A 13,537-nucleotide genomic window follows, 5' to 3' on the forward strand; every position below is an offset into this window, starting at 1 on the left:
TTAATCGGGTGGAGATCGGGGCAGTAGACAGGGCAGTGATCATGGAACCTGTGTGGTTGGCGGCTTCGCAGAGCGCCTAGGGTAACACGTTGCGATTACGGGGCCGGCACGCTCTGGGCCGCCTTGAATTCTGCCAGTACACGCTTTGCCTGTTGTAGCAGCCAGACGGTTTTCTGCCGATAACTGGCGTTGCTGATGCGAATGAAGTCGTCGTTGATCAGGGTGACCAGTAATGCCTGGTTCTGAATCGGGCGGTTGGGTTCTATCCAGCGCATTTGTGACTGGGCGCTGGGGTTGCCTTCCAGGTCGACCAGTCGCTCGCTGATGATGCTGAGCGCGTTGGCGCTGTCACTGAGCGCCTTGTCGACCCGGCGCTGGCGCAGCTCGCTGTAGTAACCGGCCACGGCGCGCTCGGGTTTCATGGTATCCCAGCCCGTGGGCAAGCCGGACAGGGTGAGCGAAAGCTGCTCCTTGCCATCCGGATCCCGGTAACGCAGGGTGCGCGCGTGTTCGGAGCTGATCTCTCCATCGAATTGCAGGCCGGCCAGGGTCTTGGGCGCCTGATAGAGCCCAAGCTGCGCCTGGCGATCGGGCAGTGCGCGGGCCTGATTTTCCGAACCCGTGGCTTTCAGGCTGGCCTTGTCCAGCTTTTGCACGTTTAGCGGTGTATCCGGGGTGTCTTCCACGGGCTTGCCGGCACAGCCCGCCAGTAGAAGCACCAGTGTGAAGGCAGGCAAGAGATAGCAAGCTTTTACATTCATGGGTCGCAGCATAGGGCAAGGTAAACATCTTGTTGTAAGGATATGCCGTTGTGTTCAGAGATGTGGCAAAGCCTAAGTAATGGCAAACTACGAGCATAACCGTTTTCAGGGCAGGCGGATGGAAAAGCCATCACATAATGTGTCGCCAGGCAGATCGCGGTCAGCGCCGGGTTTGCCGGTTGTGGGCCTGCGAACCAGTGCGGCCATGCTGTTGCTGTTTGCGCTAATCACCGTGCCGTTCGCCATCGCATCGGTGCTTCTGATTCAACACCGCCTGGGTATGCTCGATACCTACGATACCATGCGTGAAGACGTGCGCCTGTTCGATGAGGGGTTGGCCGCATTCCCGCCGCTAAATGACATGCGCGATCTGGCCCCGGCGGCAATTCATACCCAGGAGCCGGAAATTGTCTCCCGTTTTGAGCTCAGCCGCTCCCGTGCCGGCAGCCGTTTGCTGGCCTTCCTGCAGCTTGTCCGGCAACGCGATATTTCGGGGCTGAATGATCAGGGCGGCTTGCTGAACGAAGCCTGGCGCGACCTGACGGTGAAAACCGGTATTCCCCTGGAGGATGTGGTCGGCCCCTTCGATAACGTCAACCAGATTACCCAGCGGTTGAGCAATGCCTTGTCCACGGTGCTGTTTGTCTCGGATCTGTCGATTGGTGAGGGGCTGGAACCCAATGAGGTGCTGTCCCTGCCGCTGGGCTCATTTCGTCAGGCCCAGGAAGACATTGGCCTGATTCGGGCGCTGGCCCTGTATGTGAGCCTGCGTGGTGGTTATCTGGGGGACAATGATGCCCGGCGCCTGGAGAATGCCTGGCAGCGATTGCAGCATCAGATGAGCATCATCGACAGCGAAATCAAGGCGCTGGTAGCCCGTACCGGTGCCATTGAGTTGCAGCAGCAGTGGCGGTTGGTGCAGGGCGGCTTGCTGTCGTTTCTGGAGTGGTCCGAACGTGAGTTGATTCTGGCACCGCGGATTCAGGTGTCCTGGGAAGGTGCCTACGACCGCAGCCGCAATGCCATGAAATCACTGGACGGGCTGTCTGCCACGTTGATTTCACTGGCGGACCAGTTGCTCAGCAATGCTCGCCAGGAGAAGGCCCGGGCCACGGTCTGGATGATGCTGGGGATTGTGTTGTTGTATGTGCTGGTGCTGGGGCTGGCGTTGTGGGTGTACCGGGCCAATTCCCGGGCGATCAATGCCCGTGCCGAGAGCCAGGCGAAGGGCCTGTTCCTGGCCCGCATGAGTCACGAAATCCGGACGCCACTGAACGGTGTGATCGGCCTGGCGGAATTGTTGCGCGAGACCGACCCGTCGCCACGGCAGCAGGAATATATCAGCCTGATTGATAGCGCTGGCCGAACCCTGACGGCGCTGATCAACGACGTGCTGGATTTTGCCAAAATTGAAGCCGGCAAACTGGAGTTGGTCGAAGAGCGCTTTGATCTGCCGACGCTGCTGGCGGAATGTGTGCAGATGTTCAATTTGCCGGCCAGTGATAACGGTACCCTGGTGATTCTGGATGTGGATCCGCACACCCCGTCGGATGTGGTGGGGGATGCGATCCGGCTGCGCCAGATCCTCATCAACCTGATTGGCAATGCAGTGAAATTCACCCGCAATGGGCGGGTTGTACTGTCGCTGGTGTGCCGTCGTCACGGCGGTGAAGTGCCGCTGTTCACCTTTGCGGTGACCGATACCGGCATTGGCTTGACCCAGGACGAGCAAACGCAACTTTTCCAGCGTTTTACCCAGGCATCTGCCAATACCGCCCGCCGTTATGGTGGTACCGGGCTGGGGCTGTCCATCAGCCGGGAACTGGTGGGGCTGATGGGCGGTGAGATTCATGTGCACAGTGCCCCGGGGCTGGGTTCCCGGTTCAGTTTCAGTATCCAGATGGCCAGCGAGCAGGATGAAATTCCGATGATGGCCGAGCTGCCGCCAGCCAGTTGGCTTTGGGATGTGCAGGGAAGCCTGGAGGATTGGCTGGTCGATGACCCACGTTTTGAAACCGTGAAAGTGGTGGAAAACACCGGGCAACTGGCGGAAGCGAACGGGGAAATCCGCAGTGGCGTTTTGCTGATCAATGGCCTGCCGGAACAGGCGCTGCTCGATGAAGCGTTGCAGATGGTGCGTCTGAACCCGGCCCGTATCCAGGTCTTGGTGTTGATTGGCATGCGTTGTGACACGCCGGACTGGTTACCCAGGGAGGTGCGTGTGCTGCGCCGCTCGGTGGTCACGGTCAATGATCTTCAGCAGTTACTGGGAAGCTATGTGCCGGGGGCAATCCCGATTGTCACCGAGCCGGTGGCAGTGGAATCCATTTCCAGCCTGCGTGTTTTGATTGTGGAAGATAACCCGGTCAATCAGATGGTCACCAAAGGCTATCTGGAGCGGCTGGGCATTGCGCACATCATCGTCGCGGAAGATGGCCAGCAGGGGGTCGACTGTTTTGACGCTGAGGATGGGGAGCTGGACCTGGTGTTGATGGATCTGGACATGCCGGTGATGGACGGGTTTACCAGTGCCCATCATATCCGCGAATTGGAGGCGCAGCATGGCTGGGCACCCTGTCAGGTATTGGCGCTCAGTGCCCATGCCATTAGCGAGCAGGGAGGCCGGGTTTCCAGGGCGGGGATGAACGGGCAGTTGATCAAGCCCCTGTCTCTGGCGGCCATGAAGCAGGCGCTTTCCCAGTATCTGGGCGTTACGGCATAAGGTAGACCAAGGTGTCCTGCATGGCCGGCGGTAGCAGCGGCGCAGACCACACCAGCGCCATCAGGCTTGCCAGAATCGCGCCCTCAATACGCCAGGCCCGGTGACGGCGTATGGCGTGAAACAGGCAGGCGACGACTGCCAACCCAAGGCCACTGAAAAAACTGGCCATGCTGACCAGCTGCCATTGAACATCATTGAATGTCAGGCCGATGCCGCAGGCGGTGAGTGCTGCAGCGCAAACGGTGAGGGATGAAAATGACGAGTGATGGTGAGTGGCTGGCATGTTCAACATCCGAAAGGTAATCCCCGTGGTAACGGATGGTGCAAGCAAGCACCGTGCCGAAACCTGTCCTTTGTTCATCTGAAGGCTAAGCATTATTTATGAAACCTGTGTGAATGTCCTCAGCGCATCAGGTTAATGTTTGTCTTTTTTCTACCCCATTAATGATTAAAAATGGTTAACATATGTACGCATTAGTTCGTATAATGCCCGCCGCAATACCGGCAATCGTGATTTATTGATTTCTTGCTGTGCAAGCCAATGGGGGCTGGCAACAGAGAGAAATGGGGGAAATATGCGTATTTTTGCAATTATTCTGACTCTTTCCGCTGTGCTGCCCGCCCAGGCCCAGTTGAATCCGGGGATGGAGGGCCGGCTGTGCCAGGCGGCGTCCCAGGACAGTGCTTTTGGCGCGCTGGTGGATCAGTTGATTGAAACCGGAGAAGTGCAAATGACGGCCGGTGAGTCCCTGCTTTCCATCGATTGTCAGGATGGGCAGACCGTACTTACCCATATGGTCAAAGGTCGTCACGCGGAAAATCTGGAATATGCGGTGATTGATATGGGTCTGAGCCTGTCAGCGTCCCAGGTGAGTCTGGACGGCCAGACGGTGAGTCTGGGGGATGCCCTGGCGCGTCTTGGTGCTGACAGCGATGCCGCCACCCGGGACTTTGTAGATAGCTACCTGGATGATCTGGCCGACGAAGACTTCAATCCCAACTTGCGGGTCAGCCTGAAGTAATCATCGTTCCTGTCGCCCCGCGTTTCCTGTTTTTTCAGACGGCTGCATTCGCAGCCGTTTCTCCCCGGCTCCACACACCGCTATAATCGGCCCGCAGACGAATACCGGGGCCTCTATGTCAGACCAGCATGATCGCATTTACGCCACGTCCCACCAGCAGGTGGCGCGTTTTTCCTTCGACGATACGGTAGTGCGGGTTTTCCCCGACATGATTCGTCGTTCGGTGCCCGGTTACCCCACCATTATCGATATGATCGGGGTGCTGGCGGCCCGTTATGCCCAGCCCGATACCTGCCTGTACGACCTGGGCTGTTCCCTGGGGGCGGCGGCCACGGCCATGGCGTCGCTGACGGAAGAAAGCGGTAACCCGATTGTGGCGGTGGATAATTCCCGCGCCATGATTGAGCAGGCTGCCACTTTGCTGGCAGACGCCGGGCAGGCCCACCGGGTGACACTGGAAGAGGGCGATGTGGCCGAGATGGCATTCGCGCCTTGTTCCATGGCGGTGCTTAATTTCACGTTGCAGTTCATTGCCCCGCAAAAACGTGACGCCCTGATTCAGCGACTGGCGGAGGCCACGGTGCCCGGCGGCATTCTGGTGTTGTCGGAAAAAATCCGCTTTGCCAATGAGGCCGAAAATGCCTTGCAGACCGAACTGCACCATGCCTTCAAACGCAATAACGGTTATTCCGATCTGGAAATCAGCCAGAAGCGTACCGCGCTGGAAAATGTGTTGATCCCGGAGACCCTGGCCGATCATGAGGCGCGCCTGAAAAAGGCGGGCTACCGGCATATTCATGTCTGGTTCCGTTGTTTTAATTTCATCTCTCTACTGGCCGTACGCTGATGCTTACCGATTACCTTCAGGCCTGTGAACGCGGGCTTGCGCCCCTGTTTGCTCCGCAACCCTTGTCCGCCGTGATGACGCTGTCCCGGGAGCGTCTGGTCGACCGTCCCCACGGGGATTTGCCCCGTTGGCTGGCGGCACTGGAGGCGTTGCCGGCGGGGCCTGCCGAGTGCGCCCTGGACCAGGACACGCTGACCATTGGTGGGGCCGGTGAGCAAGACCAGGAGACGGTGAAACAGGCGTTGCAGGGGTTGATTCCCTGGCGCAAGGGCCCGTTTGCGTTCTTCGGCGTGCCGGTGGAGACGGAATGGCGCTCGGACTGGAAGTGGCAACGGGTGGCGCCGCATTTGTCACCGTTGGCGGGGCGGCGGATTCTCGATGTTGGCTGTGGTAGCGGTTACCACTGCTGGCGCATGGCGGCCGCCGGCGCCAGTGCGGTCGTGGGGATTGATCCGACCATTCTGTTCCTGGTGCAGTACCTGGCAGTGCGCCGCTTTGCCCCTGAGTTGCCCGTGTGGTTCCTGCCCCTGCGCATGGAAGAGCTGCCGGCAGAAGGGGGGCAGTTTGATACGGTGTTTTCCATGGGCGTGTTGTACCACCGGCGTTCACCGCTGGATCACTTGCTGGAATTAAAAGGCGCGTTATGCGCCGGCGGCGAGCTGGTGCTGGAAACCCTGGTGGTGGAGGGTGACGAGCGCACCGTGTTGATGCCGGAAGATCGCTACGCGGTCATGCGCAATGTCTTTTTCCTGCCTTCGGTGGCCATGCTCACCCGCTGGCTGGAACGGTGTGGTTTTGTGGATGTGCGATGTGTGGATGAAAGCAACACCACGGTGCAAGAGCAGCGATCCACGGACTGGATGCGTTTCCAGTCGCTCCCGGATTTTCTGGATCCGGACGACCACCGCCTTACCCGTGAAGGTTATCCGGCCCCTCGCCGTGCGGTGTTGGTTGCCCGAAAGCCGTAAGGTTTGGCCGTCGATGTCGTGCGCGTGGAGGCGTCGAGCAGGTGATCCACCAACTCCAGGCGCGCGCTTTCATCCAGTGCATTGATGAAGGGGGTCAGGGTGTCGAGCAAGCCATCTTTGCGGGCCTGCGCCAGTAACGCATCGCTAAGCGCCTGGGGCTGGTTTGCTTCATTTTGTTGTGTGTCTTCCTGAGCCTGGGCCTGCTGGCTTTGTTGCCTCTGCGCCTGGGGGGAGAGGATGCGCTGGCCGCGCTCCGCGGGTTGGCGCAACAGCTTCAGGGTATCGTTGACCAGTCGCCCGGTGCCTTCATCGTCAGCGCCGCTGTGCACATGAACGGCAATACGCACGTTCAGCGTGACGCGAAATTCATCAATCCTGAATTCGTGCTGGTTTAGCCAGTCCAGTAGTCGCCCGGCGGCGATGTCCGCGCCGTCTGCATGGGTGCCGGGCAGGGCCAGAAACACCACCTGATTGCTGCGCGTGGTAACCAGGATATCTTCACAGCGTTTGCGGTTATTCAGCTGTTGGCAGAATTGTGCGAACAGTGGGGCAATGTAATGCTCACCAATTTCAGCCTGCAGGGTTTTCAGTTCCTGCAGGTCGATGGCAAGGAGTGCGAAGGGTTGTTTGTGTCGCCGGCAAAACGATAACGCCTGTTGCAAAACATGTTGGCTATGGCTTTCTGCACGTTGCGGGCTTGTCACGGCAGTCATTGGCACCTCGGGACCAGAGATTATGATGGCATCCTGCTCATGTTCTAGGCTTCCATTCCCGCTGACATAACTTTAGCGGGTTCACGGCTGTCCGGCATCGGGTGCATACTCTATTTAACAACAATGTCGGTCACTGTTACGCAAACAGTTGCCAGCAAGCGTGGCCCGGAACGGGTTTCACTCAGAGGGATCAATCATGTCGGTTACCTGGATTGTCGCGTCGGCGTTGCTCAGCTCCCTGTTCACCCTGCTGGCTGTCGGGGTGTGGGCACATTTCTATTTTCAGCCCCGTTTGCGTGACAGCCTGCAACGGGAACTGGATGAGCAGGTGGAGAAGGCCGCACAAGTGCTTTCGGACCGGGTAGAAGAAGGGGTTCGCCGGGGCCTGGTGGAAGGGGTGCGTAATTTGCCCTCCAAGGAATTACTGGAAGGCGCGAGCCGCAACCTGGCGCGCACCAGTGCCGAGATGGTAGGTGAGCGTCTTGGACAAATCTTCGGGCGCAAAGACAAGCCCTGACTTTGGCCCGGTTTGCCGGTTCCGGGTTATAGCGTCAGGCGTGGTGCCTCCAGCATCGGGCTTTTATTGAAGCCGTTTTGGCAATAAACGAATCACCAGGCAGGCGATGCCCAGGCTGAGCATGGCCAGGGACAGGAAGTCCTGTTGTAGCGCATGCCAGGTGGTTTCCCAGAGATCGGATGCCTTCATCAGTGATAGCAGAATCAGCAGCATGCCTGTGAGGGTAAAGAACTGGTCCAGTTTACGCGCGCGCTGAAATTCGCCGCGCAGTTGCCGCAGCTCATCAAGGATGTCTTCCTGCAACAATTGTTGTTGCGCCATCTGCTCAGCCAGCTGGCCCACTTGCCGGGGCAGGGTGGCCAGCTGTTCCAGCCAGACCGGATCTTCCCGGCGCAGCAGTGCCAGCAGCTCCTTGAGCCGTACGTGGTCGTCCAGCCAGTTACGGATCAATGGCCAGAGGCTGAACTGGTTGATCAGCTCGGCCAGTTGGGCCACATGAGCGTCGCTACCGGTGATGCGTAATGATTCGTGGTCTTCCAGTGGTTCGCTGGCAAACAACCAGTGGACCATGCCGCCCAGAGGGCCGCGAACCCGGATGTCCACATTGCCTTCGTAGTCGGTCAGCAGCTCGACGCCGTCTTCATAAATCAGCACGTACAGGACCGAACGCGGGCGTTCGGCACGGATGCGCACCACGGTTCCATGGAGGGCGGCGAGGCGTTCTCGTCCTTGTTGTGTCCCTGTCAGGGCCTGGTTAAGGGCACTTTCCAGGCCCCCGAGCACGATAAGCTGGGGGAAACTACCGGTTTCAGGCATGGTGGCAGCGCGGTCCTGTCTTTATGTTGGGCCGAAGTGATGTTTTCGGTCCCGTTTTGTTGCCAAAAATTACGCGATGTCGCTTATATTTGGCATGACGGCTCCCTATACTATGCATTTTCATAATTAAACAACATTGGCTTTTTTGACTTGGATAGGTGTACACGGGACCTGTTCGCCTTGGCACTGTCACGTTACAGTGCACCAGCCCTTGGAGGGGAGTTGTTTTTAAATGCTGGAATCTTTGCTTGCGTACCCGGATTTCTGGAAGTACGTCAGTATTCCGTTCATCGCTGGTGCCGTCGGTTGGACAACCAACTGGATGGCCGTGCAGATGACATTCTATCCCCTGGAATTTCTGGGCATCCGCCCTTTTTTCGGCTGGCAGGGCATCATCCCCTCCAAGGTCGAAAAGATGGCGGGTATCGTGGTAGACAAGGCGCTCTCGAAGCTGGGCAGCCTGGACGAGTTCTTCCGCGAAATGGAACCGGAAAAAATCTCTGCCCACCTCACCCGCACCATTCAGGTTCGTATCGAAGAATACACCGACGAAGTCATGACCGAGCGCAATGCGGTGCTGTGGGAAAACCTGCCGCTGTTGGTGCGCAAGCGGGTCTATAGCCGTGCCCGCCGGGCCATTCCGGCCGTCATGGACAACGTGGTTGACGATATCAGCCGTAATCTGGACAGCCTGGTGGACATGAAGCACATGGTTGTCACCCAGATGAGCGAAGACAAGCAGCTCATGGTCCAGATGTTTCGTGAAGTGGGCGACCCCGAATTCCGCTTTGTGACCAACTCCGGTTTGTATTTTGGTTTCCTGTTCGGCTTGATCCAGGTTCCTGTCTTTATCTTTATGCCGGAAAACTGGGTGTTGCCGCTGTTCGGTTTTATTGTCGGGATTGCTACCAACTGGCTGGCACTGAACCTGATTTTCCGTCCACTCAATCCCATCAAGGTTGGGCCATTCCGGATTCAGGGGCTATTCCTGAAACGTCAGAAGGATGTGGCGGAATCCTTTGCCCGCCTGTCCACGGATCAGGTTATTACCCTGCGCAATATTATGTATCAGGTGGTGAATGGGCCGCGAGGTGACCGTACCAAAGCGCTGATCAAACGCCATTTGAAACCGCTGTTGAACGGTGGCGTGGTGCGTACGGCAGCCCAGCTTACTGTAGGGCCGGAAGGCTACGCTGACCTGAAAAAGGCGGTGGAAGAAAAGGCGGTGGATCTGGCGGTGGAGCCTTTTGAGGACCAGGGCTTCAACAAGGAGCGCGGACAAATTGTGGAACGGCTCATGTCCGAGCGCATGCAGGCACTGAGCTCCGATGAATTTCAGGATTTGTTGCGCCCGGCCTTTCAGGAAGACGAATGGATCCTGATTGTGGTGGGTGGTTTCCTGGGGGCCATGGCCGGTGTTTTCCAGCTAGTGTTTATGTTTGGAGTCAGTTGAATGCAGGTGCTGCAGATAGACATGGCCACCCTTGGGTGGTTGTTGTTTGCAGCGGCGGCGGGCTCCTCGCTGCTCACCCTGATTTTGCTGGGTATTATCGGGCATTTCTGGTTGGCTCCCCGGGTTGAGCGCAAGATAGACCGGCGCCTTGAAGAGGGTGCAGCACAACTTGAAGAACGGTTGCGGCAGCGTTTTCTGGATCTGCTGACCGGCCGCTCGCGGGACGTTATCCGTGACAGGGCCCGGGATCTGGCCCGTGGTGTCGGTTTGATCAGTGGCCGTCGGCAAGGCGCCAGCGACAAGGATGATACCGGCGAATAAAGCCTGAATAGTGCAGGCTGTCTGGATTTTGAGCACTTGGCATAACAGGAAGGGATCTCCTGACCAACACTGTTTCATTGTTCGACAATGCGCCGCTACCCGGCGTCACTACCCCCCTATAATTCACTCCGCGCGCTGATAATGCTTGTGTGTTGTTTTCCCGCTGCATTCGCTCGTGGAATTGCCTTCGGGAGTTTGGACCATGTCCGACCAAGAACAGAACCAGAACGAAAAAGACGGGCGTCAAAACCCGCTGAAAGCCCTGAGTGGGGCTTCACGAGATATTCGCAAGTACACCCATCAGATCTGGCTTGCCGGTCTGGGCGCCTTTGCTCGCGCCGAAGAAGAGGGCAGCGGCTTTTTTGATGCTCTGGTGGAAGCGGGTCGCGAAGTGGAGCGGCACACCAAGGACAAAACCGAGTCCCGGGTGGAAGAGATTAAAGAACGGGTTCGCCACCATACCGGCGAGACCATGGATAAAATGGAAAAAGCCTTTGATGACCGCTTTAACAAGGCTTTATCCCGTTTAGGCCTGCCCAACAAGCGGGAGGTCGAACAGCTTGAAAAACGGGTGCAGGAATTGACTCAGGCGCTGGATCACGCCGAGGAAAAACCTGCCCCGAAACGCCAGACTCGTAAAAAGAGTTAACGGCATTCAAACCGTGTTGTAGCGCACACCGCTAACCCCTTAGTGGTGTCTTTCAGCGGGTACCCTCCTTGGGTACCCGCTTTTTTTTGGTTCATCGCGGCATTGAGTGATCAGCCGACTTCAAAGCTTGTCTCATTATCCCGCCCTGGCAACCGCTGGACGCCGGATGCCCGACGACGGACGCTTGAATTCAAAACCTGAAAACCTTGGCCGCCATGCTTTCTGCCCAGAATGCATTACCCGATTATTGCCTGAATGATGCCCCTGAATACCTCTTAAAGGAGATGCCACAAGAACGACAACCTCTCAGGCTATGGGGTTTTACGTCAGGCATTCGGCCTCGAGCGTTTGGCAAAGTGCCGGGTATTCGCGATAAACCCATCAGACGGCGAAAAGCGAGTTATTCACCCTAATCCGTGAAGAACCTTTTTTTGGTCTCAGGGCGAGGGCGGGCGCTTGCCGGATTCAGTCGGGCTGATCGTTTTGGTCATTGAGGCGCCGGAAGGTAATGTGAAATAGTATTCCGAATACTGTTTCCCTGTGGACCACCATGCACCGTCCAACGCTTCCGTTATTCGACCACGATCACGCGCTTGCCACTGAAGTCGTTGCTGGCCATGTGTTGGTGGGCAGCGTTTGCGTCTTCAAAGGGAAAGGTTTCCAGTGGCAGGGGCAGCAGTGCGCCGCTGGCAAACAGTGGCGCCAGCCGGTCATTGAAAATCTGCGCCAGGCGAATGCGGTTTTCCAGCGGCTGGCTGCGCATGGTCATGCTTTTCAGGGTCTGGCGTTTCATCAGCAGAGCACCAAGATTCAGCTCGGTGCTCAAGCCGCCAAGAACGCCGATATTCACCAGGCTGCCTTCTGCACGGAGGCCGCCGAGCAGGTCATTCCAGTCCGGGCCGACCATATCCAGAATCACCGCTACCCCGTCGCCGTGGGTAATGGCGTTGAGTTGGGTGGCGAGGGTACCGTCGTCACTCACCTGGGCGGCGAGGCCCATGTCGTTGGCGGTGTCGAGCTTGCTCAAGTCCCGGCTGCTGCCGATGGGCCGGGCGCCAAGGGTGTTGGCCAGCTGGGTAGCGGCAAGGCCTACTCCGGCGGTGGCCGGGCGAACCAGACACCACTGTCCCGGTTGCAGGCCGCCTTCCAGAAACAATGCCCGGTAGGCGGTCAGAAACGCTTCCGGCAGCGTGGCGGCGCGGGCAAAGTCCATGCCTTCCGGCATGGTCAGGGCTTCGCGTTCATGGGTGATCACCTGTTCGGCATAGGCGCAGCCGGGCACCAGCCCCATCACCGCATCGCCCACTTTCCGTTGCTGCACTCGCTCGCCCACGGCACTGACAACACCGGCATATTCGAGCCCGGGGATGCGGCTGCTGGTGCCCGGTGGCGCCGGGTAGCGGCCCAGCACCTGCAGCAGGTCTGCCCGGTTAACCCCAATGGCTTTGACTTCAACGCGGATTTCTTCCGGCCCGGGTTGCGGGTCGGGCAGGGTGTCCAGTTGCAGTTGCTGATCTTCAATACACCAGGCGCGCATGGTTGTGCTCCTATTCGCCGTATTTAGCAGTAGAAGGAAAACGTTATGACGACGTCCCCATTAATCTACCCGTTTACTGATCTGCCGCCGGCAGGTCAGCGTTTCAAGGTGGCCGAAGGCGTTTTCTGGCTGCGTTTCCCGCTGCCGTTTGCGCTCGACCATATCAACCTCTGGTTGCTGGAAGATAACCAGGGTTGGGTGATTGTGGATACCGGCCTTGGTGTTCGGCGCAGCCGGGAAATCTGGCAGCAGCTGCTGACAGAGCAGCTCGACGGAAAACCGGTCACCCGGGTGATCGTTACCCACTATCACCCGGATCATCTGGGTATGGCGGGCTGGCTGCAGCAGCAGTGCGAGGCGCCGGTGATCATGAGCCGCGGCGAGTGGCAGCTGGCCACCAGTATTTGTGATGCCACCGATGCCCAGACCATTGAGCGTTTCAAGGGCTTTCTGGGTAGCCATGGGTTGCAAGGTGAAGACCTGGCCAAGGTGGCGGGCAAGGGGAACGGTTTTCGCCGGGTGGTGATGCCCTTGCCTGAGAGCCCCGAGTTGGTGGCCGAGGGTGACACGCTGACCATCAATGGGGAGCGTTGGCAGGTGTATATCGGCCGCGGCCATGCACCGGAGCATCTGTGTCTGTATCGCAGCAGTGACCGGGTATTGCTCAGCGGGGATCAGGTGCTGCCGACCATTTCCAGTAATTTGATGGTGCGCCCCACGGAGCCGGACGCCAATCCGGTAACCGCTTTTGTGGATAGCCTGACAGTAATCCGCGATGCATTGCCGGAAGACACGCTGGTGTTGCCCGCCCACGGTTTGCCTTTCCGGGGGCTGCATACGCGGATTAATGCGTTGGCGGATCACCATGCCGAGCAGCTGGATCAGGTGCATGCTGCCTGCCGTGAGCAGCCTCATAATGCCCATGATGTGTTGCCGGTGATGTTCAAGCGGACCCTGGATGTGCAGCAAATGATGTTTGCCATGGGCGAGAGCATTGCGCACCTTAATTGCCTGCTGGAGCAGGGCAGGGTGCAGCGCGAAGACCGCGATGGGATCTGGCTCTTCGCGGCTTGATCTGAGGGTGAGTTGAAAGTTCAAAGTGTAAAGTTAAAAAGCGCGAAAACTGGCAAAGCCATCCGATAAGTGCTTTCCCTCGCGTTTCCACAAAGTGGGCAACGAGGGCACGGCTTAACTGTTCACGACAGGCTCGC

The 13,537-nt window shown here is 58.1% G+C and carries 14 protein-coding genes; 9 read left to right on the plus strand and 5 right to left on the minus strand.

The features are described 5' to 3' along the window. Positions 1-95: 95 nt before the first annotated feature. Entirely contained in the window at positions 96-761 is a 666-nt protein-coding gene (locus ADG881_RS16970) for a hypothetical protein (RefSeq protein ID WP_156790444.1), read from the minus strand. A 181-nt stretch (positions 762-942) separates the two neighbouring features. Here ADG881_RS16970 and ADG881_RS16975 point away from each other — a divergent pair, with 181 nt between their 5' ends. Further along, a complete protein-coding gene (locus tag ADG881_RS16975) occupies positions 943-3,483 on the plus strand; it encodes an ATP-binding protein (RefSeq protein ID WP_007151472.1) in 2,541 nt (846 codons plus the stop codon). Here the strand turns inward: ADG881_RS16975 and ADG881_RS16980 are convergent. Further along, positions 3,473-3,766: a hypothetical protein gene (locus tag ADG881_RS16980; protein WP_156790445.1), complete on the minus strand. Its 294-nt coding sequence runs from the start codon at positions 3,764-3,766 to the stop codon at positions 3,473-3,475. The two genes, ADG881_RS16975 and ADG881_RS16980, sit on opposite strands and share 11 nt — an antisense overlap. Positions 3,767-4,058: 292 nt before the next feature. Between ADG881_RS16980 and ADG881_RS16985 the strand changes: the two genes are divergently transcribed. From ADG881_RS16985 to cmoB, 3 genes are all read left to right on the plus strand, one after another. Next, positions 4,059-4,505 (plus strand): hypothetical protein, encoded by a 447-nt coding sequence (locus ADG881_RS16985; protein WP_007151612.1) that lies wholly within the window; start codon positions 4,059-4,061, stop codon positions 4,503-4,505. Between the two features lie 115 nt (positions 4,506-4,620). Further along, a complete protein-coding gene (gene cmoA / locus ADG881_RS16990) occupies positions 4,621-5,352 on the plus strand; it encodes a carboxy-S-adenosyl-L-methionine synthase CmoA (RefSeq protein WP_007149206.1) in 732 nt (243 codons plus the stop codon). After that, the gene (gene cmoB / locus ADG881_RS16995) at positions 5,352-6,320 is read left to right on the plus strand and encodes a tRNA 5-methoxyuridine(34)/uridine 5-oxyacetic acid(34) synthase CmoB (protein ID WP_007150741.1); all 969 of its coding nucleotides are present in this window, start codon (positions 5,352-5,354) and stop codon (positions 6,318-6,320) included. The genes cmoA and cmoB overlap by 1 nt, the downstream gene beginning before the upstream one ends. Here the strand turns inward: cmoB and ADG881_RS17000 are convergent. After that, on the minus strand, positions 6,275-7,033 hold the full coding sequence (locus ADG881_RS17000) for a diguanylate cyclase domain-containing protein (protein ID WP_007149442.1): 759 nt from the start codon (positions 7,031-7,033) through the stop codon (positions 6,275-6,277). The two genes, cmoB and ADG881_RS17000, sit on opposite strands and share 46 nt — an antisense overlap. 196 nt (positions 7,034-7,229) lie before the next feature. On the opposite strand from ADG881_RS17000, the gene ADG881_RS17005 reads away from it, so the two are divergent. Beyond that, positions 7,230-7,550 (plus strand): hypothetical protein, encoded by a 321-nt coding sequence (locus ADG881_RS17005; protein ID WP_007150905.1) that lies wholly within the window; start codon positions 7,230-7,232, stop codon positions 7,548-7,550. Between the two features lie 63 nt (positions 7,551-7,613). On the opposite strand, the gene ADG881_RS17010 is transcribed toward ADG881_RS17005, so the two are convergent. After that, complete coding sequence (locus ADG881_RS17010) at positions 7,614-8,366, minus strand: hypothetical protein (RefSeq protein ID WP_007149772.1); 753 nt, start codon at positions 8,364-8,366, stop codon at positions 7,614-7,616. A 232-nt stretch (positions 8,367-8,598) separates the two neighbouring features. On the opposite strand from ADG881_RS17010, the gene ADG881_RS17015 reads away from it, so the two are divergent. The 3 genes from ADG881_RS17015 to ADG881_RS17025 all read left to right on the plus strand — a co-directional run bounded on the left by ADG881_RS17015 (position 8,599) and on the right by ADG881_RS17025 (position 10,789). Beyond that, the gene (locus ADG881_RS17015; RefSeq protein WP_007151354.1) at positions 8,599-9,819 is read left to right on the plus strand and encodes a DUF445 domain-containing protein; all 1,221 of its coding nucleotides are present in this window, start codon (positions 8,599-8,601) and stop codon (positions 9,817-9,819) included. Then, entirely contained in the window at positions 9,820-10,140 is a 321-nt protein-coding gene (locus ADG881_RS17020) for a hypothetical protein (protein ID WP_039927036.1), read from the plus strand. It begins immediately after the preceding gene. Positions 10,141-10,342: 202 nt separating this feature from the next. Next, complete coding sequence (locus tag ADG881_RS17025; protein ID WP_007151123.1) at positions 10,343-10,789, plus strand: phasin family protein; 447 nt, start codon at positions 10,343-10,345, stop codon at positions 10,787-10,789. 571 nt (positions 10,790-11,360) lie between these two features. Here the strand turns inward: ADG881_RS17025 and ADG881_RS17030 are convergent. Beyond that, entirely contained in the window at positions 11,361-12,326 is a 966-nt protein-coding gene (locus ADG881_RS17030; RefSeq protein ID WP_007151433.1) for an NAD(P)H-quinone oxidoreductase, read from the minus strand. A gap of 45 nt (positions 12,327-12,371) precedes the next feature. Here ADG881_RS17030 and ADG881_RS17035 point away from each other — a divergent pair, with 45 nt between their 5' ends. After that, positions 12,372-13,400 carry an MBL fold metallo-hydrolase gene (locus tag ADG881_RS17035; RefSeq protein ID WP_007150814.1) on the plus strand — a complete coding sequence of 343 codons (1,029 nt, stop codon included), beginning with the start codon at positions 12,372-12,374 and terminating at the stop codon, positions 13,398-13,400. Positions 13,401-13,537: the final 137 nt, after the last annotated feature.

The organism is Alcanivorax sp. DG881 (assembly GCF_000155615.1).
Classification (GTDB): Bacteria; Pseudomonadota; Gammaproteobacteria; order Pseudomonadales; family Alcanivoracaceae; genus Alcanivorax.

Bases quoted from the DNA above. Each gene is read 5' to 3' on its own strand.
- cmoA (WP_007149206.1), top strand. From the start codon at position 4,621: ATGTCAGACCAGCATGATCGCATTTACGCCACGTCCCACCAGCAGGTG.
- ADG881_RS17010 (WP_007149772.1), bottom strand. From the start codon at position 8,366: ATGCCTGAAACCGGTAGTTTCCCCCAGCTTATCGTGCTCGGGGGCCTG.
- ADG881_RS17030 (WP_007151433.1), bottom strand. From the start codon at position 12,326: ATGCGCGCCTGGTGTATTGAAGATCAGCAACTGCAACTGGACACCCTG.
- cmoB (WP_007150741.1), top strand. From the start codon at position 5,352: ATGCTTACCGATTACCTTCAGGCCTGTGAACGCGGGCTTGCGCCCCTG.
- ADG881_RS17005 (WP_007150905.1), top strand. From the start codon at position 7,230: ATGTCGGTTACCTGGATTGTCGCGTCGGCGTTGCTCAGCTCCCTGTTC.
- ADG881_RS17025 (WP_007151123.1), top strand. From the start codon at position 10,343: ATGTCCGACCAAGAACAGAACCAGAACGAAAAAGACGGGCGTCAAAAC.
- ADG881_RS17020 (WP_039927036.1), top strand. From the start codon at position 9,820: ATGCAGGTGCTGCAGATAGACATGGCCACCCTTGGGTGGTTGTTGTTT.
- ADG881_RS16980 (WP_156790445.1), bottom strand. From the start codon at position 3,766: ATGCCAGCCACTCACCATCACTCGTCATTTTCATCCCTCACCGTTTGC.
- ADG881_RS17015 (WP_007151354.1), top strand. From the start codon at position 8,599: ATGCTGGAATCTTTGCTTGCGTACCCGGATTTCTGGAAGTACGTCAGT.
- ADG881_RS16985 (WP_007151612.1), top strand. From the start codon at position 4,059: ATGCGTATTTTTGCAATTATTCTGACTCTTTCCGCTGTGCTGCCCGCC.
- ADG881_RS17000 (WP_007149442.1), bottom strand. From the start codon at position 7,033: ATGACTGCCGTGACAAGCCCGCAACGTGCAGAAAGCCATAGCCAACAT.
- ADG881_RS16970 (WP_156790444.1), bottom strand. From the start codon at position 761: ATGAATGTAAAAGCTTGCTATCTCTTGCCTGCCTTCACACTGGTGCTT.
- ADG881_RS17035 (WP_007150814.1), top strand. From the start codon at position 12,372: ATGACGACGTCCCCATTAATCTACCCGTTTACTGATCTGCCGCCGGCA.